Source organism: Terriglobia bacterium, from assembly GCA_020072565.1.
Taxonomy (GTDB): Bacteria; Acidobacteriota; UBA6911; order UBA6911; family UBA6911; genus JAFNAG01.
The window spans coordinates 36,655-61,408 of sequence record JAIQGI010000006.1 but is presented as its reverse complement, the minus strand read 5'-3'; the positions used below and the strand labels follow the sequence as shown (position 1 = coordinate 61,408).

Here is a 24,754-nt window from a genome sequence, read left to right as displayed (position 1 = left end):
GCCGCGATCAATTGATCGCGGAAACTCGGTTCCCAGGAGCGGTCTGGGTGCTCGCTCACGAGCTTCAATGGGGCCGCGATCAATTGATCGCGGAAACTTGCTGCAAAAAATGCAGGAGTGAGTTTGCCAATCCTTGCTTCAATGGGGCCGCGATCAATTGATCGCGGAAACCTTGGGACCTGTCCCGTAATTCCAACCGCTGCGCAAGGCTTCAATGGGGCCGCGATCAATTGATCGCGGAAACCAGGACGAAGGATAGCTATGTTGAACTGCGGATTGGGCTTCAATGGGGCCGCGATCAATTGATCGCGGAAACTGGAGCTGGTGACAAAGCGAACCAGCGTGGGTCCAAGGCTTCAATGGGGCCGCGATCAATTGATCGCGGAAACCAGAAGTGTTTTATTCGGCCATTCCGCCCGCCATGGTGCTTCAATGGGGCCGCGATCAATTGATCGCGGAAACCACGCCCAGATTCAAGTCTTCCGCCACTGCCTGTTCGGCTTCAATGGGGCCGCGATCAATTGATCGCGGAAACCATCGACCGGATAAAACGGCGCAAGCAGGCGATGATGCTTCAATGGGGCCGCGATCAATTGATCGCGGAAACATGCAGATTTATAAAGATTCATCACCAGCTTTTTGTAGCTTCAATGGGGCCGCGATCAATTGATCGCGGAAACCCGCCTTGGCGCGAGTCGCAAATGCACCGTGAAATTTGCTTCAATGGGGCCGCGATCAATTGATCGCGGAAACCGCAAGCCGGGCTCCCGGGTTTATATGGAGGCCGGAGCTTCAATGGGGCCGCGATCAATTGATCGCGGAAACTTTGCGGCATTATAGGGAACGTCTATAAGAGTAAATTCGCTTCAATGGGGCCGCGATCAATTGATCGCGGAAACCTCGGTGGTACACGTTGCCACGAGTGCGCAGCTGAAGCTTCAATGGGGCCGCGATCAATTGATCGCGGAAACTCCGTGAGTCAAAGAATTCCTTGTCCTTGAACTCGCCGCTTCAATGGGGCCGCGATCAATTGATCGCGGAAACATCTGATAGGAACGATAGTCTTCGACCAACGCAGCAGGGCTTCAATGGGGCCGCGATCAATTGATCGCGGAAACCAGATGAACTTTATGAGGCTCTGTTCGTGATCATTCGTGCTTCAATGGGGCCGCGATCAATTGATCGCGGAAACTCGTCTGCTCAGCAGGCTGCCGGCGAACCTATACCGGCTTCAATGGGGCCGCGATCAATTGATCGCGGAAACCCGGCGCGGGAGATACCACGGTTCAGGGGATGGTGAAGCTTCAATGGGGCCGCGATCAATTGATCGCGGAAACGCGTCTCCAATACTTCCAGCTGCCGGGTAGCCGCTATGCTTCAATGGGGCCGCGATCAATTGATCGCGGAAACCGGCCATGTCCAGAACAGACCCAACCATTCCCGTGGTGCTTCAATGGGGCCGCGATCAATTGATCGCGGAAACCAGAAACCCGGGGCCGATGCCGTCTATTACCTCGAGGCTTCAATGGGGCCGCGATCAATTGATCGCGGAAACCAAAGTTTCCAAAATCGAAGGCAATTTCATGCTGCTGCTTCAATGGGGCCGCGATCAATTGATCGCGGAAACTTGCGAATATCAAGGCTGAGGTGGTGACGGTTTAAGGGGCTTCAATGGGGCCGCGATCAATTGATCGCGGAAACGCCCGCAAGCAGGAACATGCTCTGCTAAAGCAGATCGGCTTCAATGGGGCCGCGATCAATTGATCGCGGAAACCAGTACCGAGCAGATTGCCCAAGTGGTGGCCAGCATCGCTTCAATGGGGCCGCGATCAATTGATCGCGGAAACCTGCAGGCCGGCCAGCAAGCGGCGCTGGGCATTCTGACGCTTCAATGGGGCCGCGATCAATTGATCGCGGAAACCAGCAACACGCGTCCAAACTTGGATTGCGACCCACGGGCTTCAATGGGGCCGCGATCAATTGATCGCGGAAACTTGCCTCCGGTCATATCGCCGGCCTCGTCCAGAGAGAAGCTTCAATGGGGCCGCGATCAATTGATCGCGGAAACCCGATCTCCCCGAGTGATCCTTGTCCAAATCTGAACGCTTCAATGGGGCCGCGATCAATTGATCGCGGAAACCTCCCCAGTCGGGGCATGAATCCACCGGGCTATATCTCGCTTCAATGGGGCCGCGATCAATTGATCGCGGAAACGGGAGTTTATATGAAGAGACTTAGTGTATACGTTGTATGCTTCAATGGGGCCGCGATCAATTGATCGCGGAAACCGGACCTTTTCGTGCTTCTCCTGCCATTCAGTGAATCGCTTCAATGGGGCCGCGATCAATTGATCGCGGAAACCGGAAATCTGCACGATCATGCTTTCGACGATTATCGAGCTTCAATGGGGCCGCGATCAATTGATCGCGGAAACTCGGGCGGATCGGCGGCTTTCGTCCCCAAAGTGGTCGCTTCAATGGGGCCGCGATCAATTGATCGCGGAAACCCGCGGTGGCGATCACTGAAGCGCTTTTAGCCGCAATGCTTCAATGGGGCCGCGATCAATTGATCGCGGAAACTGGTTGCGGTACTGCAGGCTGCGGATCGGAAATATCGCGCTTCAATGGGGCCGCGATCAATTGATCGCGGAAACAAGCGCCATACAAAATCGCCGTGGCGCAGGCATCGGGCTTCAATGGGGCCGCGATCAATTGATCGCGGAAACCTGGAGGATTATCCGGCCATCGCCCCGCACAACGGCGCTTCAATGGGGCCGCGATCAATTGATCGCGGAAACTGCGATACAGGATGGTCGTGTGAGGGCCGAGATCGCGGCTTCAATGGGGCCGCGATCAATTGATCGCGGAAACGCCCCTGCGCTTCACCGCGCAGATGATCAAGGGCGGGCTTCAATGGGGCCGCGATCAATTGATCGCGGAAACACCAATCGCAGCACAGAAAGGCCCCCAACCTTTATCGCTTCAATGGGGCCGCGATCAATTGATCGCGGAAACCGGTTTCGAGTCGAGAGGATTATATGATCACGAAAAAGGGCTTCAATGGGGCCGCGATCAATTGATCGCGGAAACCCGGCACTGTGATCGAAGAGCCAACAATCGCGAGCTGCTTCAATGGGGCCGCGATCAATTGATCGCGGAAACCTTTCCTTCTCATTTCCTCCAATTCCATTGACACATGCTTCAATGGGGCCGCGATCAATTGATCGCGGAAACCATCCCAGTGCTGGACACGACGATCATCTCGCGCGGGCTTCAATGGGGCCGCGATCAATTGATCGCGGAAACCCGCCCGGGGCAACGGCGACCCGCTAAGCGTGTCTGGGCTTCAATGGGGCCGCGATCAATTGATCGCGGAAACTCTGTCTTTTGGGCTTAAGGCTATCTGGTTTGCCTAGCTTCAATGGGGCCGCGATCAATTGATCGCGGAAACTTGCCGATTGTGTGTCTATTTTCGTCCAGCTCTTGACGCTTCAATGGGGCCGCGATCAATTGATCGCGGAAACCATACCGGGAAACCGGGACCGGCGCCCTCCTGACCCTGCTTCAATGGGGCCGCGATCAATTGATCGCGGAAACCTGGAAAATCGTTTTTCCCAATCGAACCCCACTTCAGCGCTTCAATGGGGCCGCGATCAATTGATCGCGGAAACAGGTGCTCCACCAGGGCTGCCCGTCATCGCGCACCCAGCTTCAATGGGGCCGCGATCAATTGATCGCGGAAACTTTATTCGATTACGCCGGTCACGGAGGAGCTGGCGCGGCTTCAATGGGGCCGCGATCAATTGATCGCGGAAACCAGCAGGAAGAAACTATGTTGTTCTTTACATTGCCCTGCTTCAATGGGGCCGCGATCAATTGATCGCGGAAACACGCAATGACGGCCCTGGTCAACAGCGGCCTGTTGAGCTTCAATGGGGCCGCGATCAATTGATCGCGGAAACATAAGATTTCCGTTGACTGCCCCCAAATCGCCGCCAGGCTTCAATGGGGCCGCGATCAATTGATCGCGGAAACGTGAGGTTACCACGATGAGAATTCACTCGAGAGATGCTTCAATGGGGCCGCGATCAATTGATCGCGGAAACCTGACGCAGATTCATTCTTTTCCCCTCTCCTGACACGCTTCAATGGGGCCGCGATCAATTGATCGCGGAAACGGGATGTCCCGGGCCTGCCCGGAGTGACCGAAAGATGCTTCAATGGGGCCGCGATCAATTGATCGCGGAAACTACCTGAAAGAGCGTTAATAGGACAGCGGCACTATGGCTTCAATGGGGCCGCGATCAATTGATCGCGGAAACCCGAGCCCGATGGTTTCAGACTGCACGGCGATGGTCGAGCTTCAATGGGGCCGCGATCAATTGATCGCGGAAACTTGGAAGTGCGCGCAGTATCAATGGGACTCCAAAAGCTTCAATGGGGCCGCGATCAATTGATCGCGGAAACCCGTCGCGGAAAACGGTCCCCAACCATAGTCGAAATGCTTCAATGGGGCCGCGATCAATTGATCGCGGAAACCTGGAGGATTATCCGGCCATCGCCCCGCACGACGGCGCTTCAATGGGGCCGCGATCAATTGATCGCGGAAACTCCGGGATGCGGCGCCTGTGTGTGAATCATGCATGAGGCTTCAATGGGGCCGCGATCAATTGATCGCGGAAACGACCGCGCCGACGGCGGAATTGCTCTCCGAGCTGAAAGCTTCAATGGGGCCGCGATCAATTGATCGCGGAAACCAGGCCTCCATGAGGTCGGCCCACTCGATATTATCCGCTTCAATGGGGCCGCGATCAATTGATCGCGGAAACAAGTTACCGCAAGGAACTGCCGCCGGGAATCGCGTCGCTTCAATGGGGCCGCGATCAATTGATCGCGGAAACTTGTTCGTGGCGGGGATTGGGATAAAATGTCTGAGGAAGCTTCAATGGGGCCGCGATCAATTGATCGCGGAAACCGAAGCCCAGGCTTTTGACTTGCTCGATTTGGTCGCGCTTCAATGGGGCCGCGATCAATTGATCGCGGAAACCTCTAAGACAACTTGCCGATATCTTGGTTGATGCGGCTTCAATGGGGCCGCGATCAATTGATCGCGGAAACTTGCAAACCTCCCTTTGATCCAAATGAAGCCAGAAAAGCTTCAATGGGGCCGCGATCAATTGATCGCGGAAACTTGGGAATCGGTAGCACAGGCACGTTGGGGCCATTCGGGCTTCAATGGGGCCGCGATCAATTGATCGCGGAAACCCGTCAGCGCCTTGCCGCTCCTGATCATGCCTGACGTGCTTCAATGGGGCCGCGATCAATTGATCGCGGAAACCCGGCTATGCCGTCGCAACTCCAGCACGACACCGTTAAGCTTCAATGGGGCCGCGATCAATTGATCGCGGAAACCCGTCGGAGGAATGCGCGAGATAGCCAACTCCGCCAAGCTTCAATGGGGCCGCGATCAATTGATCGCGGAAACTATATAGCCAAAACCTGACAGGCTCGACCAGAGAGAGCTTCAATGGGGCCGCGATCAATTGATCGCGGAAACGTCCAAGGCCGAAGCTGGATCTCTAATACTTGATTAGCTTCAATGGGGCCGCGATCAATTGATCGCGGAAACTCGCGGCGGGAGAGGCTCCTGGCGTGAGATGTATGACGCTTCAATGGGGCCGCGATCAATTGATCGCGGAAACTCAAGGATTGCTATTTGCGGTCGCAGACGGCTGTCGAGCTTCAATGGGGCCGCGATCAATTGATCGCGGAAACAAGCCCCTACCACATCGGAACTCAATTACGGGCTGAAGCTTCAATGGGGCCGCGATCAATTGATCGCGGAAACGTGGGACATGATAGCGGGAACGGAGACGCCGTTTCCGCTTCAATGGGGCCGCGATCAATTGATCGCGGAAACAAGAGCGCACAGGCGGCGCTTGACAAGGGGCGCAATGCTTCAATGGGGCCGCGATCAATTGATCGCGGAAACCGGTCCCGGTTGCCTGAATCGTTTACGGTGCGACTATGCTTCAATGGGGCCGCGATCAATTGATCGCGGAAACAACCGGCAATGCGGGAACGCTGGTCCTGGCTGGCAAGCTTCAATGGGGCCGCGATCAATTGATCGCGGAAACCACGCACCTGGGCCGCCGCCTGAATACGAAAATCCTGCTTCAATGGGGCCGCGATCAATTGATCGCGGAAACAGCATCTCGCGCAAAGCTCGAATTGTCAAGGATCTGAGTTCTGGGTTCCGAGCAGGGCCTTCGACCGCAGCAGAAACCTGCTTCCAGATCGCTCGTAGGTCGCATAATCCTTTGATTTCCCATACAAATCCGGGGTGCGAGCGCCCCCGCCTGTTTCTTCGACACCCCGCCGCTCGCATCGGATCTCAGCGGGTTACAAAAACAGGATACGCGCCGATCTCACCCTGCAAAAACCGCGCCAGCAAGCGCGCCTGAATCTCCAGCAACCGCCGATAACTTACCCGGTAATCGAAAATCGGGTGGGTTACCAGGCTATCCATCCTCAACTCGTATGCCTGGAGCAACCCTTTCCGTCCCGCAGCAGTGAGCGAAACTGCCGGTCCCGCTGCCACGAAATCTTTTGGCCGGACCATACGATTGTTGATCGCGCTCAGGACTACCGACTCGCCGATCAGCGGCCGGAATGGCTCCATGAGATCCAGCGCCAGAGCCGGCCGTCCGAAGCGAGGCTGGTGATAAAACCCCAGCATTGGATCAAAGCCCACGGCGTAGCAGGCAATCGTACAATCCTTCGCAAGAAGGCTGTATGTGAACGATAACAGCGCGTTTACAGCATCGCGCGGCGGCCGGCGGTTTCTCTGCGAAAAGTCGAACTTGAACTGGCTGGGGACGTCAGGGTCGTCCTCAGCCTTGATCATGCCCGCGAAATCACCGAAGTAGAGGCGCGCACCGTTGCCCTCGATCCCCAACAATTCTTCGATATTCTCGGCTACTTCCGCCCTTTCTGCCATCGATTTCATCTGCTGGAGCGTGACCGCCTTGGGCTCGATGTGATTCCTCTGCAGCATGATTCTCTGGTTACGAATTTTGCCGGCCACCAGCTTCCGGGCCAATGCCAGCACAAACCATTCCTGCTCCGCAAGGCTGTACTGGGCTTTGCGCAGGAAGACGTTTTTTGTGTTCAGCCCGGTGGTGATGCCGTAAAACCAGCCGCCCTGGGAAAAGTAGCAGACGGGAACATCGGCATAGCAAAGCGTCTGGATCGCCTGCGTGGAAAGCTGGATGTTGCCCATCAGATTGAGCTGCGAAATCTCGCCGATCCGGATCTCCTGTTTGAGGGCATCCTTCTCCCGCACCTGAAGCACTTCTCCGGACTTTCCCACGCGCATCCCCTGCGTGTTCAGATACGCCGGCCGGAGATCGTCCCTGGGGGCGATTAACCGGCGTATTGCGGGACTATCGGAGGCATGGACCGCTGCCAGCCCGCCGCCTCCGAACAACAGGAGCTGGGTCCCATTGCCAGGCTGCAGGGAGGTGGACAGGCCGATGGTTTCATCGGGCAGGCAGATCCCAGCCAGCGAGCAGCCCTGGCATTTCGGCGAATCCTCAAGGGGCGGCGGAATGCGCCCGTTCGCAGCTGCCGCGCGCGCTTCTCCGATGAGGCGTACGGTCTCAGCCATCAACGCCTCGTCGAAGGCGACACGCACCCTCTGTTTCGTCTTGAAGTAATAAACGAGGCCTTCTTCGCAGCGGTAACCGTTGTCGCGCAGGACCAGTCCCTGCGCCGCCAGCTGGATCTTGTCGGCAGGCCACAGTTCAATGCCTTGGGCGGTTTCGCGCGGGGTGCCGTGCTTGTAGTCGACCGGCGTGACCAGCCCGCCTGCGGCTTCGACCAGGTCCATGCGCGCGATCACGCCATTGCTTTCGCTCGACAGCGTGACCGACCGCGAGCGGAGCGTGTCATCGCCCAGATCCTCCGGCACAGGGAGCCCCGTAGCCTTTTCGTCCACATGCCTGTGCTGGTTCTTGCCCTCGATGGTATCGACGCTCTCCTCAAAGATACCGTCGACCCATTCATAGAAGAACAGCCGCGGGCAATAAGAGAATTCGTTGAGCATGCGCGCCGGCAGATAGTCAGGCAACGCGCTCCGGCTGCTTTCCCCGCGCTCTGCAGGCGATTCCATGGCGTCACACCACGATACAGGGGCTGTCGATGGCGGTATACGGCTTGCCGAGGGCGGTGATCACACGCTCGCCGCGCCCTTCGGCCGGGCCAAGGTTCACGAACAGCACCTGATCTTCCTTATGATCGATGATCGCGTTGAGGTCTGCCCGGCATTTCGCCAGGTCGATCGGCGTCATCTGGCACTCAAACACCGAAAACTGGAGGTGATCCCCGTAGGCGCGCATTTTCTTGAATACCATGCGCAAACGCTTGTCATCGCAGATGTCATAGCAGACCAGGTAACTTGCGCGCATATACGGTTTATCGGCATTTCTCGCGCTTTGAATTGCACTATTAAGAAGGATTTGGTTCGAGCCGGGCACACCACAGGCCTAGATCGGTCGTGTGCCTGTCGACTCAATGGATCGGGATGATTTCTCCCGCCCAGAGCCGGCGGAGGAACTCCGCCCAGGGGAGAATTTCGATTCCGTCCTCGGTATTCCGCGCGCGCGGCGCCCGGCGGACGACAATGGACCGCTTCAATCGAGTTTCCTCCTTGAGCGCCCTGAGCCCCCGCAGGTGGTTCGAAGACGGCCGCTCCGTCGATTTGGCTTCCACGGCAACTGCCCCGTCGGCAATGACGAAGTCCACCTCAAAGCCCGACGCCGTTCTCCAGTACGCGATTGGATAATGAAGCCCGGAATAGCTCGCATGGCAGCCGATAAATCCATTGTCTGTTAATCATGTATATCGAAACTGCCGCTTTCGATTATCATATGGGCAAGCGGTAATGCCATGCAGGCTCTCCGATCTTATTTCCCGACTCCTCTCCCGTTCCCAATCTCGATCGCCTGCCGGGAATGATGTGGGCCCGAAGATGATCAGGCAGCTCGATAGCCCACGATCAGTTGCCTGCCCAAAGCTTCCAGAGCGCCTTCGATCCGGTCGATCCGGGAGTTGTGCCGCGGATCTAACATGCGCCGAACCTCCTTCTCATCGCACTTCAACCGTTTTGCCAACTGCACTTTTGTCAGGCCCGTCTCCTTCATGGCGAGGAACATCGCAGCCTTGGCGGCCATGAGGGCTGGCACCGGGATTGGATACTCTCCCTTGCGCATCCTGGAGGGTTCGGGAATCGACTCCTCCAGCCTGATTCTCCCGGCAATGGCTTCCGCGATACAATCGGCGGCCTGTGCGACTGCGTCGGCAACATCTTCGCCTTGAGTGACCGCTTCGGGAAGATCACGAAAGGTAACCGTGAACCCCCCGGCCTTCCGGTCCGGTTTCAGGGTTGCGGGATAAGTGAAGCTTCTCATGACATGTCTCCCTAAAACAGGTCGGATTCTTCTATGCCCAACTGCCTGAGCATGGCATGAAGAGTGCCGGCCTTGAGTTCGTCCTTGAGGTTCCGAATGATTGTTCTCCGGATTCCGAGATAGATCGTGCCATGGCTTCCCTTGCCTCGTTCCGCGATGTAATGGCAAGGCACATCATTCATCCGTGCATGCCTCCGCAATGGGCGGAGAAATTCGGAGCTTTTCCTTTGTGCCTTGGCGGACACAGGTGTTCGATTGTCAAGGAAGAGAATAGGGTGTCGGTGTCGGGCGGATATTTGAGCGCGAAATCCTCGAGGCTGTGAATCTACAATGCCCTTTGTAAGAGGGCTTCGTTGATGATGGTCTGATAGCCGACCCGTCGTTTACGGGCTTCTCGCCGCGCCCACGCGAGCACCTTCGGGTGCAGGCGGATGGTGGTGGGCTGGTACTTTTCCGCATCCGCCTTCGGCGGCCTGCCCCGGGTTTGTCTCAGGACGCCGGTCTTTTCCTCGATCGCTTTGCGCGCGGCAGCCAGTTCGCGGGGCGTTACGCGCCTCGCCTTTTCAAAGGGGAATTCTTTTGTATTCTTCATGACGCCCCCTCTCCCGCCTGCTTGCGCGCCGAGCGCTGATTCTCCTGCGGACACGGTCGTGTTCCCGTCTGGTGAATACAACTACGAGAATGCCATCATCCGATTCGCCGATAAGCCACTCCCTGCACTCGCCGGCCGTGGAGTGCTTCTCGTCGCAGGCGACCAATCCGTACGGGTCATCAAAAGCGGTGATTGCCTGGTCAAAGGTGACACCATGCTTTCCCGCGTTGAGTCGCGCTTTCGCGTCATCCCACTCAAATCGCATATTTATTGTATGTACTGAAAGTACGCGCCGTCAAGCAAAGACGGCCTCAGAAGATCCGCTGCTGTCACCGGATCGGGCAAAGCCGAACATGGCGGCATGCGCAGCAGGAATCGTCGTTTGTTGCCGGCCGCCCCCTTCCATCCGGAAGCGGGGGCAAAGGCTGGTGCCGGTCCCGCTCTGGCTGGCGCCGCGCCTCGCCCTCTATGTCGCCATGCGCGAGCGGCGTATCGGCAATAGCGCACTGGCACGGAGACTGGGGTGCAGCGAAACCGTCGTACGGCGCATGCTCGATCCCGAGCATCATAGGAAACCGGAAAAGCTCCAGGCTGCCCTGGAGGTGCTGGGCAAGCGGCTCACCATGGCAGTCGGAGACGCCTCCTGACGCAAAAGCACAGCCCCCTGCAATCGGAATGACCTCATTGGAGCTTCTTCGAGCTCTTTGAGCGTTTGAGCTCACTCTGTCCCGAGCCGCATTGCCTCATTGTTGTTCTCCAGGATCCGGCGGTCTCATGGGCATGGGTCGTATGACGGGCTTGTGCATTGACTGAAAGGCCTCGATATGTGCCCGCGGTTTGACGGATCCCTCGAGATCCCATGTTGTTGCCTCGAATTGCCTTCAGGGCTGGCCGTCCGACGGATAAACCGTTCGGTGAATGCGGAACAGTGCCCCGCAACCCTTTTTCCCGGGCATTATGGCCGCCGTAAGTTTCCTGCAATTGACAGGAGCTCGATCCATGACCATAATTATAGTCATGGCGACGCGATACGAGCTGGTGTACGCCGAAGCGGCGCTCAGACATCTGGCTGCCATTGAGCGCCGGCATCACTCGCTCATCCGGCGCGCCATCGAGCAACAGCTTCGATACGAACCGGATGTTCGCACTCTAAATCGGAAGCCACTGATCAAGCCATCCCGATTTGGAGAGGCATGGGAGCTTCGCTGCGGGCCGGATAACCGGTTCCGCATTTTCTATCGGGTCGAGGAGGATTCGTCCCGCGTGCGCATCTTGGCGATTGGGCTGAAAGCCCGCGCGAAGCTGTACATCGGCGGAGAGGAGTTTGCAACATGACTATAGCTTCGTTGGCGGAGGTCAAGGCCCGCCTCAGCGCCTATGTCGAATCGTCGAAGAAGGCCCCGGTCGTTGTGACCAAGAATGGGAAGCCGGCAGCCGTGCTGATATCCATCAGCGACGACGAAGAGCTTGAAAGCATCCTGTTGGCCTGCTCGCGGCGTTTTCAGCGCCTGCTGGAACGGTCGAACCGGCAGATCGACAAGGGCAAAGGGCTGCCCCATGACGAGTTCTGGCGGCGTGTACGGAAGGGGGAGTGAGGCGTTGTTGCGAGGATCGTCCCTTTGCCGCCGGTCCTCCTGCACGACGGTCAGGCGTTGGAAACGCCGGATTAAAACGCCCCCATGCCACAGGTCTTTTCCTCAATCGCTTTGCGGGCGACGTAACGCGGCGAAATGACCCATGGGGATCGGAGCGTTTCCCATGGTTGGCCGGGTATGAGGGTGACCTTTGGAATCGACAAATCGCAGAAGACGCCGCAGCAGGCAAACTGGACTGGTTCGTCAGAAATTGGTCGCAGCATCAAGGCACCCGACGAACCTGCACGCAATTCGTTAAGGTCTTGCAGATTCGGGTGACAGGATACGCAATTCCCGGATTCACGTCGTCGAATATGCTCGTTCTTGCCGGCAATTCGGCTGCTGCGTAGCTGGTCCCCTGGACTTCCTATGACAGATCGGGCGGGTGCGTATCCACAACCTGTCCCTCGCGATATTCGGGGTCATGCGACGCGACGACGACGGCGCCGAGGCGCGGATCGTAGACCGCAACTGCCGCCGCAGGCGATCCGTGCAGCCGATGCAAAGCCATGCCATAGCGCCAGATCGGCGCCCTCCCCTCGATCACCACGACGGCGCCTTTCGAAATCTCCGGCAGCGGCGGCAGCGGTTCGTCAGGGCGAATCGGGTGGTCAACGCCGATCGAATAAAAAACGATCTCAGCCATGGCGCATTCCTCAATTTTCTTCCTGGGGATCGAAAAAGAACCGGCGTGTTAACTCAGAGTCGGGATTGCCGGCCAGTTGCCGGATCTGATCAGCTACAAGAACCCGACAACCATAGAGATCGGCCCGGTTGCGGATCGCGGGTTTGAGCTTGCCCGCTTCCAATACGTTCGCGGACGTCGTTGCGAGGTAAGAGCGCACGCGCAGCGCCCTGAACTGGCGCACCGCCGCTTCGATTTTGTATAAGGCGCCCGCGTCGGGATCGTGTTCCTGCGCGCCGGACTTACATTCGATCATGGCGAGGCCGTATTCCCGCATAAAGGTGATATCGAATTCGTTGTCCGCTGATGCTCCCACCTTCCCCGGGCAAATCCCAAGACGGATATCCCAGCAATTCAACGCTGGGGCATGACGTTCGAGCAGACCAAAAAGGAAGGCCTCGAGCCAGCCGCCGGTTAAAAACTCGACGGCATGTTTGTCCAACCTGCCTTTGAGCGCATTGCCGGCGAATTGCAGATCGAAGCAGGCCCGGACGGCGTCGCAAACCTCGGGAGCGGCGGGGCCAAATTGTTCGGGGAGCATATCCAGCCCTTTGTCACGCGCGCGATTCCATTGCTTTCTTTTTTCTTCGGGCGAGCCGCTGAAATGAAGCAGCCTCGGTGCGGGATCGGAAGCGGCGATCAGTCGGGCGCAATCCCACCACATGCGGGCACGGTTTTCGGATTGCCTCACCGCTTCATCCGCCTTGCGGGATTCGAATCCATACCCTGCCAGGAACTCCTTGATGGGTGGACGATAGATACAGGTTTCCGCGACCTGTCCGTCAAGCCCCAGGAAGACGTTCGGCGCCGGGAGATTTACATAGATAAGACGGGCGCCGACCGCGTTGAAGAACTCGTAAGCGGCGATCGACATGGGCTTGTTGCCGCCGGTAAGATTAGCGATCCATTCTTCGCCCGGGCATCTTGCGAACGCTTGTCGCAAGGCATGGCGTATCGCGGCCAGGTCATCCTCTCGTTCGAGTTGCTGGACATAGCAATTATCCCCAAAATCAAGTCCGCCAAGCTTCAAAGCTGTAAGGAAGTAATTCGATGTCTGCTTCCGCTTCATCACGGCGGATTCCACCAGGACAAGCCTGTCGGGCCGAAAGTGGTGCACCGACAGCAGGTTCGGCACATGCTGATCGGAAAGGAGACAGAGAAGCACTTTCATCGGCGGCTCCCTCTTTCTCCTCTGGAGGAGCGCCCTTGTTTCGGCGCCGGCTTTCTCAGGGTCAGCATGTAGGTATCCGCTCCGACATTCGCCACCCATACCTCGACGGATTCGCCGACTGCCGCATTCGGTGGAAATTCCGGCTTGCCAAAGTGGCCGATCGTACCATCCTCTGCTTGGAACCGGACCTTGCCACGACCGGCTATGTCTTCTATGCGTTTGACCCGGATTCGATCGCCGCGCTTGTAGCGAATTGCCGCCGGTTTGCTGTTCGGCTTTTGCGGAATGTAACTCGCTGCTTCTCCTGAAAGCTGTGCCGTTGACGGACGAAGTCGTCCATAACCGCTCGACGTCTTCCCCCCTACGCCCCAGTTCGCAAGCGCCTCCTGCAAAAGATCGAGAGCGAGTTGTGCCCACTTCAGCCCATCCTCGCTATCCACATCGGCAGCAACAGCAAAATGGAAATTGCCTGATACGGACAGGAATTGGATTGGGTTCGGATCGTCGAAGTCGCTGGGAGGGTGATTCTTTCCTGAGTAGTATTCGCCATGATGTGGAGTCATTACATCGAGAACAAGCCCGAGATTGTCCCGGCATGTTAACGAGGCAGGATCGATCCAGGCGTCATAAAAGATGATATGCCCCGAGTCAAGTTCCGCGCCAAAGAGGATTTTGTAGGATTCCCCCCGCTTGTTAAATTTCGATTCGGCCTCTCCCCACACCTGGTCGCAATAATGTGCGGCAAGACCTTTAAGTGCGGAGCCGGGGATGAGAGGCACTCCATAGGTGTGGTGTAGCGTGATGCCGGTTTCCAGCACGTTGTCAGCGCCAAGCCCAATGATCAGTCGCCCCTGAACGGAAAGGACGGTCCGCCGCGTCGACGGCGGCAGGTTATCATGCCATTGCTGAAAGAAATGCTGATACAGCCGACCGGCTGTCGCGGCTGCCTGTCGAGTGTCGTCCAGAAGTTTGCGCTTGTCGTCTTGATGATCTGTCTTGTCCTGACCTGAGTTGCCGATCCGCAGGTAGCGACTCAGAAGCAGGCCTGGGTGAGATACTCTGGGGTTCCCTCGGTTCACATCGACGACGGCGTTACGACAGGCTTGCATCGGCGCCTCCGTTCTCGCTGTCCAGCAACGCTTCGGCATATCGTTTCAGCCACCCTGCCGCCTGAAGAGCCCTGCGGCTGAGGCGCAGGTATTCCGGCACGGGCGCCTTCCGACTGCGCTCGCCAAGGCCGCTCTCGCCCAGCACGGTTTCGAGATCACCCACAAATCCGGTGTGCTTCTTGGCGACTGCGAATGCAAGGGCCTGCGCCAGTCCGCAGGCATGGATCAGTGAGGGGAAGCGCTTGGCAAAGCTGCAATACTCACCGCGGCCGGATTCGTCTCTACCGCGATTGCTGATGCACTGGTAAGCTCGTTCAGCCCATTCCTGGCTGCATGTCTTTATTTGCCTGCTTTCCATGGATCCAGCTCCTTCTCGATATCGAGTTCACGCACAGAATACGCAGCGCACCTGCCCGCGCCCGACGGTGGCCTTGCCTCCAATTTGAAGAGGCGGCTTTTCCACCGTGGAACAAAACCTGTCCAGCAGGTCTATGGGAGCTGGGATTTGGCCGCCGTTCGACCCGAACACGCGGTCGCACCAAACCAGCCCGCAGAGAATCGATTCGGCGGGCAGCGCTTCTTCATACCAGAGGGCGCCGCTCTTCACCGTCTTGGTTTCTTCGTTGATGCGCACCCGGGCCGCAACCTCGGTGCCGGTCTCACAAAGGAAATTAAACACGTTATCCGGAACGACGGCGAAACGGGCCTCAAAGATCTTCTGCCAGTCGGCATCGGTGAAGAGCCATTGGGAAAGCTTGCTTGACCAGGCTTTCGTTACGGGACAGTCGCGGGCCCGGAAGTCCAGGTCTTCGAAGAATACCCGATCCTGCCCGTCCGTAAGTTCGGAACCCGCGACCAGAGGCAAATGGACATGGTCATCGGCAGGGTCGATGGGAGCCTGCAGTTCCTCGTCCTCTTTCCCGGCCGCTTCGATGTCCCGGTACAAACGTCTGAGCGCCATGGGCGAGCTGCACCAGGCGAAGGTCCCGTAAAGGCTCCGCACCGGCAGGCACACCAGACGGGCGTCCGTGAAAACCAGTGAGCCGGAGTTCGATCCTCCCTCGGACCTTTCACCCGGATCGGCAATTCCGAAAGCCGCTCGGTAGAGGTGGTCATCTAGTCGTTTCTTTTCGGTCGCATTGTGGTGATCGGCTATCACGCCCTTGACCGTGGAACCGGGAACAAGCGGCCAGTTTGTGACTTTCTCCCGCATGATCGGAAGGTCGATGTAGCCGAGACCGCGTCCGGCGCCGACGTGCAACGGCGTCAAAGCGTGCAGCCAGTACAGACGAGTGTTATTTGCCATAATTGTTACGCTCCTGATTTCGGCGCCGGCGTTCGTTCCCAGACTCCCCAGAGAGTCAGGCCGAACCCGTCGCGTCGGTCCTGTTCATCGTCACAGACAGACTGCAGCCAAAGGCGGGACAAATCGCTTGCCGCGCCTCCGATGATTTTGAAGAAATAGACGCTGCCGGCCGGCACCGCCCGGCGGACGGGCTTGGGGCCGACGCGGCCAGCTTCGAGTGACCAACCGGAGATGGCTTTCCAGCGTTCGATAACCGCACTGACAAGACGAAGCCGCAGAGTCGAATTGGGAGGACTGCCCTCGAGACCGTCCGGGCCGTCGTTGAGCCATCCCGGCTTCCACCCCTGTGCAAAGATCGCCGGAGTTGCGATAACCATGCGTACCTTGCGGCTTTCGGCAAGAGCTCTGTTGATTTCGACAGGGCAGTCCCACAGCCTGGCTGCGTGCTTTTCATCGGAATGCAGCCAGCGAACGAGCCGGCGCTCGCCGCCGAGTGGGTGGAGTGAGTCCAAACCATCCAGAAATCGACGCCAACTCTGATCGGCAATCACACGGACCGCCAGAGGCCATGGTTCCGCGGATCCGCGCCGGGTCAGGTCGAGACCCGCGGAAACAAAGATTCTCTCCTCGCATCCCACACCTTTGCCGGAGTCCATTTGGACGTGAATACGTTCGTCTCGTTCCGCGGCATTGAGAAATCCGTCACATGAATCCGTACCCGGAGAATCTGGCGGAAAATCGAAATTCCGGCCGCCAGGATCGAGCAACCATTGCTTCAAACGAGCCGTCGACCAGAATGCCGGCGCGTTCCCCGGTTTGAAATCCTCACCATCGTAATCAAGCATCGCGGGGGATAGCCCCTGGGGGAGGTTGCATCCTTCTCCATCAGCCGGATCCGCCGGTCGCATGGCGAGTGCTTTGCGCCGGCCTTCCTGTTCCTGCACAAGACTATCCAGGGGCCGCGGGCAGAACAGCTCGTTGCCGATCAGAGGCATCGGGCCCGCGATGGAAATCTGTTTTAGACCGTCAACCATGACAGGGTCGAAGACGCCGCCCGCTTCTTTACCCAGCATGGTGCGGAGGGAACCAGCCAGAACTGAGGGATAGAGCCAACTCAGCGATCGCATGCGGTTCCCCTGGCGTATTCCGAAGGGACGGCCGTCCCGGGCAACCACAGGATCGCGGGGAGTCAATGTAAGGAAGTTAGCCATGCATCACCTCGTCCCTTCTTCCATCCGAGCGGATTCCAGATTTGGCTCGGCGAGATTTTGGGCGACAAGCAACTCTGCGGAAAAGCGCAACAGGCCCTCCGCATCTGTTGCAGCCCGCAGTTGCGCCAACAGTAACTCCTGTTCTGCTTTCCAAACCTGTTTATGGCTCAGCAGCCTGGCGCAGTCTGCCTGAAGCGCATTGGAAAGGGTATCTTTTGACGACCAGGACTTGTAAGTCGAAGCCAGCTCTCGAACATCGTAGGGCAGTTTTTGGGGCAGGCGGCGCGTCTGGAATAGCCCGGCCCATCGATCCAACCGTCGTTCCAGCGACGAGTCGCCCTCCTGCCAGCGCTCCCTGACTCCGAAGAAAACACCACCGCGGGGATGTACGTGCACGGCCAGCCCGTTGCGTCCGCCGAAGTGCTCGTTGCCCGGAGCCCTCGAGGTAGCTCTCTTGGCGGCCAATTCGGCACCCCTGGCGTAAGCTCTCAAATCCTCGAGCGGCTCCATGAAGTGGGCAATGGCAATCCCGACCGAGATATTCGGCGGGCCGCCGCTGACAGGGCCAAGCAATTCTTCGAACCGATCCCGAAGCGTGCGGGCACACTTCAGACATTGATCCAGCGGGAGAAATGCCAGGACGTCGTCGCCGCCCGCATATATGCAGACGCCGCGTAAATCTTTGACAATCGAGCGAGCCGCGGCTGCGAATTTCGAGAGCTGTCGCGATAAAACCCTGTGCTCGTCGGGAGTCCTAAGCCTGGAGAGGATTGCTCCGATGCGATCGCCGTCGGCCACGACGACGGCAAGGTATGGATCCGGTTTGCCAAAGCCGTCCTTCACCCGGGATTTGGTGAGATCGCCCACGATTCTGGTGAGTTCCGAAAGTCGAGCCCTTTCGACGCCAGCCTCAACCGCGATGGATGCGTGACGGTCTATATAGACTGCCGTGCCTTCGTATGGGAAATCCGAATAAACGGGGTCTTGAACCCGGCTGAGAATGCCAGGTGCGAGCTTCTCACACTCGGCCGCCAGTTGTTGTTTCGGCAGATCAGCCAAACGGCGAAGCCACGGATCGGCGGCGATGCGCGCGACCGAGGGGTAGGATTGGACGCCGGCTGCGAGCCGTTTGGCAAGTCCGATCGCATCCAATTGCTCCCCCTTGGAGAGTCGAAGACGGGCGGAACCTTCCACTCCTTTTTTCAGCACGGTTTCGCGAGCGCCGTCGAGGGAAGACTTGGGAACCCGGCGCATTTCCGCACTCAGCCGCGGCTGCTGAAAGTCGCGACAGGATTTGCGGGCCGAGAGCAGCCGCATGACGCGAGCGCGAGCCCTGGCATAGTCACCGCCGAGCGGAAAAGGAACCCATGCCGAATAGAACTCGATGACATCATCAAGCTGGTCGTTCCAGATATCGCCTCGAACCAGGTCGGCCACCTGACGGCGGGCATCTTCGGCAAATTCGCGCCAGCGCGCACCGGCGGCGCACTTGGCCTGGGCGGCCGCCTCGCACGGATCTATCCCCTGCGGAATGAGCGCCAGGATTACGTTCGCCACAAGGAGCTTCGAATCTGCACCATCGGGTGTCGGCTGCAAATCCGTTTCATTATCCGGGGCCGGAAAGATAAGTGCATCCATGCCGGCGATCTCCTGAATTGCCAGCGCCGCTGCCTTGCTGACTTCCGAAAGCATGTGGGACCCAAACCACAGGTCCCGAGTCCGCCTCGCCGCGGCAATAAAGTCCTGCACTGGCCCGATGTTGATTGCAAGGAGGTGTCCGGTCATAGCTCAACCTCCTTGTAGCCATTCTCCCCGGCATAAGCCAGAAACGCCTCTATTGCTGAGCCATCGTTCGAACGAGCCGCCATTCCGGCCCGGGGCGGCCCCATGGGAGAGTTTGGATAAGTTGCGAATTCTGCATTGCATATTGAGGTTCGAGGAAACGTGCCGATCGATGCCGCATCCGAAACCAATTGCACTGCAGATGGTCGAGGCGCATTCAGCAAAAGGATGAGTGGGAACGCCTGGTCGGGATCGATAGCGAGGGGCTTGAGAATGAGAGGGCTCGCCATTCGAGTTTTGGGATTTTCACCTACGGTTGGGTGAATCTCGGTGTCTGTCGGATCGAGAGGGGCCAGTTCACGTGACGAGAGCCTTGAATCCTTGCGCGGGCCGTCCTTGAAATGAAAGACGATCGGCATTCCGAATTCAGCCCGCGGAAACGCCTCATTCGGCATTTGGTTGGCCGACTGGTGACGGCGACTGCGGCATCGTGTCGCATTACGGATGGATTCCGCCTCGGGCCAACGAGATCTTCCGGGCCGGTTTGCCTCAGTTCCGGGATTTCTCCCAGTACCAGGGCCCTGCCTGAAGTCGCGCAGAAGTCTGATGATGTCGTTCCAGACTTCAAATGGAGAAGAAGACTTAGGTCCGATCCAAAACCGGCCCAGTTTTGCCCACAATGGCGGGATGGTGGGCCCGGTCGCCTTATGCTTCGCACAACTTTCTTTGAGCCATTCCAGGATATCGGTCCTGTTCGCATCTGGTGGGCTTACCTGCGCGCACCAGAGTGCTCCGCATCCCCGGCGAGTGCGAGCCCCGATGCCCCCAAAGTTCATCCAGGCCCAGATCGAAGCCTCCAGATCATCCTTCACCTCCGCCGGGAAAGTGAACCGCAGCATGAATCGGGCATCGTGGACGCCTTTGCCGATGCCGCGCTCAGCACTTTGGAATGGGAACAGAGCATACGCTGGATAGCCGGGCCGAGACCGAGGGCATGGTTCTACCCTGCCTTTATCTCGAAGTGAGACTTCCACGATAATCGGGCTGGGATGCTCGGTGTCTCCCCAGACTCCAACCTCACGCTGATGAAGATCCGGCGGCTCAGTGAAGCCGGCACCGCGGCACGCCCGCCACCAGAAGCGCAGCTGGCCGCGAATTGTCGGTGGCCGGATCAATGTCACGGGATCCGCTTCCCCAGGGATGACACCTCCGCCGAACATGGGGGTAACGAGGGTAATATCGTATTCGAGCCGATCCAATCCCCGCCATGCGTTGCGGTCTTGGGGCGGCGTCGGACATGCAGCAATCTTACGTGTCATCGTGCATCTTCCTTCAGAGTTGGTTTAATGCAAGGATTTCGAATGACCGTGAATCACTTCACGGCCAGTTCTGGTACCACCTCATGAACCGCTCGAGTCCGCGCTCGTGCGGATTTCTCTGATGGACGCGAAGGTTCGAGCACCGAAATCACATCTGGCCAATGCGGCGCGTGGTAGGTGCGGAGATAATCGTGGTTGAGAGCGAGCTTGGCCCAACTGGGCCACCATTCGGCGGACATCCGGTCTCTCACGATCCAATGATGCGCATCGTTGGGCACCCGCTGCACGAACCCGTGCTTCTCCCCCCAGCCTCTGACTGAACCTTCAGAATGCAATGTCAGCTTCATCCTCCGTTCGCGCCGTCGCCGCTTAAAGTCATCGGGCGCGAGCGCAGGTCGGTTGCGCTTGCGGAGACGAGAATGATCCTTCATGTCGTTGCCAATTGATTCTTAAGATATCAAATACATCCGCTGACGCCCTTTATTATGTCACCAAACCGGCATACCCCATCAGCCGGCCAGCCGCGCACTGACAATCCCAGGTTGATTACCGCGCGGCGCTGCTGTGCTCAGCGCTTGTATCCGTGGGGCTGACGCGGACCCTTCAGCTCTGTCGCGATAAGTCATCCCTCGATATCTGCACAAGCCCGGGCATTAGCGAGCCCAGCGTCGTTGATTTGGAGTCTGATCATGATGGCCTGTACCCGGGTCCGCTATCGGTTTCTGTTCATTGTTCATCCGCCGAAAGCGTGACTGGCACAAACAGGCCGAGGCCGAAGTGGCAGGAGTGCCCGAGGGCGACGGGCCCGCAGATTGGCTTTTCCGTATGCAACTTGCCGGTAAACGCCAGTCGATTGGACAGCGAAAGCCCGTTGTTCGCGTTCCGTCTAGCCATCCGCACGCGAATGTCACCCCAGCGAGCGAGATGTATGTCCCCGGGCTCGCAATTTGCGACCTGTTCTAATTCCTGGCGAAGCTGGTTTTCTGGAGCTAGATGACGCTTCCCATGTGTTCCCCAAAATCGACGCAGCGGTACATAGGGCGTTGCGCTAACCCACCGGGACGCAAGTTGCCGGAAACACTGGTCATCGGCATCAGAAAGTTCCAGGCAAATCCTGGTGGAAGGACCGTTCCACTGAAGTGCCCTCACAATTCTCAGTGCCTCCAACTCTTCCCCGGAAAAGCGCAGATATGGGCTCACGACAACAATTCCGATAAGTGCTCCGTCCGTAGTTGGTTGAGGCAAGTAGTAGGCGTGATGATGGCCCTTGTCAGGTTGGCCATTTGGTTGATGGCCCGCCAACAGGAACGAGTCCCTGCTCCCGGTAATTGCATGAAAAGCGGACAATGCTGCCGCGCGGAATGCTTCAGCCACCGCGACGGTGGAACACACCGGTGGTCGTCCCCTAGTAAAGGTAAAACGAATTATGTGACCCGAGGGCTGGGTGAATTCTGTAGCAGGTTTGAGAAGGCTCATCGGTTTCTCTTCCATCCGGTCGTTGTGTCGTAATAATCGGACGAAACTGACTGTGGGACGTAAACATAACCAGACCGGTCATCTGGTTCGGTTTGATATGTGTGTTGCCGCGGAATTTCCACCACCCGTTGAGCCAGCTCATTGCGCAGCGTCCGCAGCCGCTTTCGCCGGGCAATTAAGTCAGGCAGTTGAAGGGCCGCTGTCTGTTGCTTCCATACGCGTTCATCCGATTCGTCAGTTTCCACAAAGTGGGCGATTCGGTTTGGAGCGTCGTAGATAAGTTGTACGGCTTTGGCGTCCCGATCTTTGTCTTCACCTTCTCCGCGCAAAGCCGCAAACTGCATCATCCGCACAGCCTCCAGGATCTTTTTAGCTGCGTCGTGGCCCAAACGGTTCTCCAACCTCTCAAAATACTGGTTCACGAGATTGCGCAGGTCTGGCTCGCGAAACGACGTTCTGTCCTGGAAAACTTCTCGTGCTAGGCAAATGTGAACGCGCCCATAAACGATAACTCCGCTGTTGCCCTCTAAATCGAAAACATGGACTATCCCGCGACGGCCATTGCCATGCCGGTTGCATCGTCCTGCTGCTTGGACGATCGCATCGAGCGGAGCCAAGGCCCGGAATACGACATCAAACGACAGGTCTACGCCGGCTTCGACCACTTGGGTGGCCACGAGAATATGAGGCTGGCGGCAAGTGTTCAGCTGTTTCAGAATTTCAGTTCGGTCCTTAGGGCGTAAATTGGTGGAAAGGTGAAAGAGCCGATATTCACGAAGATTGGGCGCCTTCGCCAATGAAGCGTACAGTTCGAGAGCCTCTCTTACGGTGTTTAGAATGATCAAACATGAACCATTATCGTTCTTGCACAACTCGGTGGCAATCTGACGCGCTAAGTCTTCCACGGTCAGCGGAATAGTGGCATCGACATACACGTCATAGCGGTCAAAGACCGTCACAAACTCCGGCGACTCAACACCGATTTCTTCTCTCTCCAATTGCGAGAAAAGCGCTGGCTGGGTGGCAGTAACCAAGAGAATGTCTGTTTGAAACCGTTGGCTGAGCGACTGAAGCGCTACCCTCAATACCGGCCATAGCTCGGCTGGAAATGCTTGGACCTCATCCAGAATTAGGATTGACCCGGCCAACTTGTTAAACCGCCGGGCATTAGCGGACGTGGCATGGAACATTGCACCAACGATCTGTACGAAGGTCGTGCAGATGATGTCGGCGCGCCAACCTTCAACCCAACTTCGAGCCAGTGATGCCTCGCCACCTCGTTCAATCTGTCCCGGCTCAGCAAGATGGTGATGGACTGCAAGCGAGCTCTCATCGACCGTACCATCGCCCCAGAGCTTGAGGATAACCGCCACGTTCTGGTCAATGATGCTCGTGAACGGGAGCGCGTAGATAATCGGGCAACTCCTCAGACCCTTCTTCGCGCGAGCTTGCCGACGGGCCAATGCCCAGCCCAGTGCGGCGAGTGTCTTTCCTGCCCCAGTGGGAACGGTCAGAGTCCAAAGGTGACCCAAATTCGCCGGACGATCATGGACGTGGGCGACCGCTGACGTATAAACTCGGTTCCTTGCAGCCGCAACCACAGGTTCCGTCGTCGCACCAAAATTCCCGCGGCAGCGGAATGCGGCAAGATGTTCTAATGAGAGTTGTGGCGGAGCGTCGAAGCTTCCAGCGGCATATTTGGCCGCCGAATCACGGTCGGCTTCGATGAGGCGGCCAAAGTCGCGAATCGCCGTTTGAAAACGCACCATCGCCTCGACATCGGGACAGGGCTGACGCAGCGCATTTTTCGTTTTCACTCGAAGCTCAGTCAGGCTATGACTGTCCAGAACGGGACGGGATATCGACCCGCCAAGACGTTTCACCAACCAACCTGCGATTCCCTCAACGTCCATCGATCCTAGTTGCTTGTGCAACCTGTCTAGAGTGCGCTGATCAGGGAGGGTTATTCCATCGAACAGGTCGTCCAGACTCCCATGGTGGCGACGGACAAAGAGAATAGCCAGCGCCGCCTCCACAGGTGTCATACCTCTCCCTGAGGCAACGATCGGCTTTATAACCTCCATCAACCAAAACGCTCCGATTTCGGCATGACGGCTTAGCTCCGGAGGGATCTTCTTTCCATGTAGGTATTCGTTGAAAAAGCTCGTAGCCTTACCGACATCATGGAACAAACCTGCGCATGCGAGCCAATGCGCATCGTCAAGACCGAGCCTGTTCCTCACGTCCAGCAGATGATCGATTAACAATCGCCCGGGGTGAGATTCACAATGCAGAAAAGCAAGTACCATCAACTAATCTCCAATACGTCGTCAACGACGCCTGGATGGAACGTCCCGAGGTATCAATCACGTAAGCCTCGTATCGAGTCACTTGGCGGTTGGGTTGCATAACAGCTGGCAGACGTATCCGCTGGTAAACCCCTTCCGTGTTCCAACGGATTTCGTCTTGCAAGTCATCCGAGCGCACAGGCGAGACGAATTCCCGATGCTCCTTGTCGTTGGAGACTTCCTGCGCCTCTACAATTTGGACCTCATCTCCGAACCAAGCGATCATCCAGGCAAGTCCCAGACAGGGGGTGTAACACGACTCGCCCTGGTTCAGCGATGCCGCCAATTGATGACCGAGCGTGGGATGGCTGAACATCACCCGGTAGCGAGGCTGCCGCACGACCTCATATCGCATCGTTGTGCGAGGATTCACAGCTTTGAGCCGAAAGGTCGGGTTTTGTTTCGTATCCACCAGATTGATGGAGACCTGTCCTGTGCGAAGAGGGTTCAGGATCTGCAATCCGAACACCGCTTCGCTATCTTGGAAGTGTTCTAGTGACTCGTTCTTTGGCAAGCCAAGAATTGCCCCGACTAGTCCACACAGCGCCGTCCGTGGCGGAATGGGATACGTCAGAGCGGTAGTGATCGCGTATTGCCGCCGAAAGTGCGCCATGTCGGACGCCACATCGAAAACCACAAAGTCTCTACCCAT

Annotated in this window: 21 protein-coding genes and 1 CRISPR repeat array (1 of these 22 cut by a window edge); of the genes, 3 read left to right on the top strand and 18 right to left on the bottom strand. The window is 57.6% G+C overall.

Annotated features, from left to right (window positions below; translation table 11 throughout):
- A CRISPR array of direct repeats spans positions 1 to 6,208; the repeat unit is 36 nt; unit sequence GCTTCAATGGGGCCGCGATCAATTGATCGCGGAAAC; it reaches 2,154 nt to the left of the window's first position.
- 185 nt (positions 6,209 to 6,393) lie between these two features.
- From cas1 to LAP85_05050, 7 genes are all read right to left on the bottom strand, one after another.
- Positions 6,394 to 8,172 carry a CRISPR-associated endonuclease Cas1 gene (gene cas1 / locus LAP85_05080; GenBank protein MBZ5495754.1) on the bottom strand — a complete coding sequence of 593 codons (1,779 nt, stop codon included), beginning with the start codon at positions 8,170 to 8,172 and terminating at the stop codon, positions 6,394 to 6,396.
- 4 nt (positions 8,173 to 8,176) lie between these two features.
- Entirely contained in the window at positions 8,177 to 8,467 is a 291-nt protein-coding gene (gene cas2 / locus LAP85_05075; GenBank protein ID MBZ5495753.1) for a CRISPR-associated endonuclease Cas2, read from the bottom strand.
- Between the two features lie 103 nt (positions 8,468 to 8,570).
- Positions 8,571 to 8,804: a hypothetical protein gene (locus LAP85_05070; GenBank protein ID MBZ5495752.1), complete on the bottom strand. Its 234-nt coding sequence runs from the start codon at positions 8,802 to 8,804 to the stop codon at positions 8,571 to 8,573.
- Positions 8,805 to 9,034: 230 nt separating this feature from the next.
- Positions 9,035 to 9,469 (bottom strand): type II toxin-antitoxin system HicB family antitoxin, encoded by a 435-nt coding sequence (locus LAP85_05065; protein ID MBZ5495751.1) that lies wholly within the window; start codon positions 9,467 to 9,469, stop codon positions 9,035 to 9,037.
- An 11-nt stretch (positions 9,470 to 9,480) separates the two neighbouring features.
- The gene (locus LAP85_05060) at positions 9,481 to 9,651 is read right to left on the bottom strand and encodes a type II toxin-antitoxin system HicA family toxin (protein MBZ5495750.1); all 171 of its coding nucleotides are present in this window, start codon (positions 9,649 to 9,651) and stop codon (positions 9,481 to 9,483) included.
- Positions 9,652 to 9,794: 143 nt separating this feature from the next.
- Positions 9,795 to 10,061, bottom strand: coding sequence for a BrnA antitoxin family protein (locus LAP85_05055; protein MBZ5495749.1), 267 nt, complete (start codon positions 10,059 to 10,061; stop codon positions 9,795 to 9,797).
- A complete protein-coding gene (locus tag LAP85_05050; protein MBZ5495748.1) occupies positions 10,033 to 10,326 on the bottom strand; it encodes a BrnT family toxin in 294 nt (97 codons plus the stop codon). The genes LAP85_05055 and LAP85_05050 overlap by 29 nt, the downstream gene beginning before the upstream one ends.
- 88 nt (positions 10,327 to 10,414) lie before the next feature.
- Here LAP85_05050 and LAP85_05045 point away from each other — a divergent pair, with 88 nt between their 5' ends.
- The 3 genes from LAP85_05045 to LAP85_05035 all read left to right on the top strand — a co-directional run bounded on the left by LAP85_05045 (position 10,415) and on the right by LAP85_05035 (position 11,656).
- Positions 10,415 to 10,708: a hypothetical protein gene (locus tag LAP85_05045; GenBank protein ID MBZ5495747.1), complete on the top strand. Its 294-nt coding sequence runs from the start codon at positions 10,415 to 10,417 to the stop codon at positions 10,706 to 10,708.
- 370 nt (positions 10,709 to 11,078) lie between these two features.
- Positions 11,079 to 11,396, top strand: a complete 318-nt coding sequence (locus LAP85_05040) for a type II toxin-antitoxin system RelE/ParE family toxin (protein ID MBZ5495746.1) — start codon at positions 11,079 to 11,081, stop codon at positions 11,394 to 11,396.
- Positions 11,393 to 11,656, top strand: a complete 264-nt coding sequence (locus tag LAP85_05035) for a type II toxin-antitoxin system Phd/YefM family antitoxin (GenBank protein ID MBZ5495745.1) — start codon at positions 11,393 to 11,395, stop codon at positions 11,654 to 11,656. Before LAP85_05040 ends, LAP85_05035 begins: the two co-directional genes overlap by 4 nt.
- A 406-nt stretch (positions 11,657 to 12,062) precedes the next feature.
- On the opposite strand, the gene csx3 is transcribed toward LAP85_05035, so the two are convergent.
- The 11 genes from csx3 to cas5b form a co-directional block, all read right to left on the bottom strand.
- The gene (gene csx3, locus LAP85_05030) at positions 12,063 to 12,341 is read right to left on the bottom strand and encodes a CRISPR-associated protein Csx3 (GenBank protein MBZ5495744.1); all 279 of its coding nucleotides are present in this window, start codon (positions 12,339 to 12,341) and stop codon (positions 12,063 to 12,065) included.
- A 10-nt stretch (positions 12,342 to 12,351) separates the two neighbouring features.
- Positions 12,352 to 13,551 carry a DUF1887 family protein gene (locus tag LAP85_05025; GenBank protein MBZ5495743.1) on the bottom strand — a complete coding sequence of 400 codons (1,200 nt, stop codon included), beginning with the start codon at positions 13,549 to 13,551 and terminating at the stop codon, positions 12,352 to 12,354.
- Entirely contained in the window at positions 13,548 to 14,660 is a 1,113-nt protein-coding gene (cmr6, locus tag LAP85_05020; GenBank protein ID MBZ5495742.1) for a type III-B CRISPR module RAMP protein Cmr6, read from the bottom strand. Before cmr6 ends, LAP85_05025 begins: the two co-directional genes overlap by 4 nt.
- A complete protein-coding gene (gene cmr5, locus LAP85_05015) occupies positions 14,644 to 15,018 on the bottom strand; it encodes a type III-B CRISPR module-associated protein Cmr5 (GenBank protein MBZ5495741.1) in 375 nt (124 codons plus the stop codon). Before cmr5 ends, cmr6 begins: the two co-directional genes overlap by 17 nt.
- A 27-nt stretch (positions 15,019 to 15,045) precedes the next feature.
- Positions 15,046 to 15,966 (bottom strand): type III-B CRISPR module RAMP protein Cmr4, encoded by a 921-nt coding sequence (cmr4, locus tag LAP85_05010; GenBank protein ID MBZ5495740.1) that lies wholly within the window; start codon positions 15,964 to 15,966, stop codon positions 15,046 to 15,048.
- Between the two features lie 5 nt (positions 15,967 to 15,971).
- Complete coding sequence (locus LAP85_05005) at positions 15,972 to 17,177, bottom strand: type III-B CRISPR module-associated protein Cmr3 (protein MBZ5495739.1); 1,206 nt, start codon at positions 17,175 to 17,177, stop codon at positions 15,972 to 15,974.
- Positions 17,178 to 17,180: 3 nt separating this feature from the next.
- The gene (cas10, locus tag LAP85_05000; protein MBZ5495738.1) at positions 17,181 to 18,962 is read right to left on the bottom strand and encodes a type III-B CRISPR-associated protein Cas10/Cmr2; all 1,782 of its coding nucleotides are present in this window, start codon (positions 18,960 to 18,962) and stop codon (positions 17,181 to 17,183) included.
- Positions 18,959 to 20,278 carry a type III-B CRISPR module RAMP protein Cmr1 gene (gene cmr1, locus LAP85_04995; protein MBZ5495737.1) on the bottom strand — a complete coding sequence of 440 codons (1,320 nt, stop codon included), beginning with the start codon at positions 20,276 to 20,278 and terminating at the stop codon, positions 18,959 to 18,961. Before cmr1 ends, cas10 begins: the two co-directional genes overlap by 4 nt.
- A gap of 726 nt (positions 20,279 to 21,004) precedes the next feature.
- A complete protein-coding gene (gene cas5u6u, locus LAP85_04990; GenBank protein ID MBZ5495736.1) occupies positions 21,005 to 21,754 on the bottom strand; it encodes a type I-U CRISPR-associated protein Cas5/Cas6 in 750 nt (249 codons plus the stop codon).
- A complete protein-coding gene (cas3, locus tag LAP85_04985; GenBank protein ID MBZ5495735.1) occupies positions 21,751 to 24,063 on the bottom strand; it encodes a CRISPR-associated helicase Cas3' in 2,313 nt (770 codons plus the stop codon). The genes cas5u6u and cas3 overlap by 4 nt, the downstream gene beginning before the upstream one ends.
- Entirely contained in the window at positions 24,038 to 24,754 is a 717-nt protein-coding gene (cas5b, locus tag LAP85_04980) for a type I-B CRISPR-associated protein Cas5b (GenBank protein MBZ5495734.1), read from the bottom strand. The genes cas3 and cas5b overlap by 26 nt, the downstream gene beginning before the upstream one ends.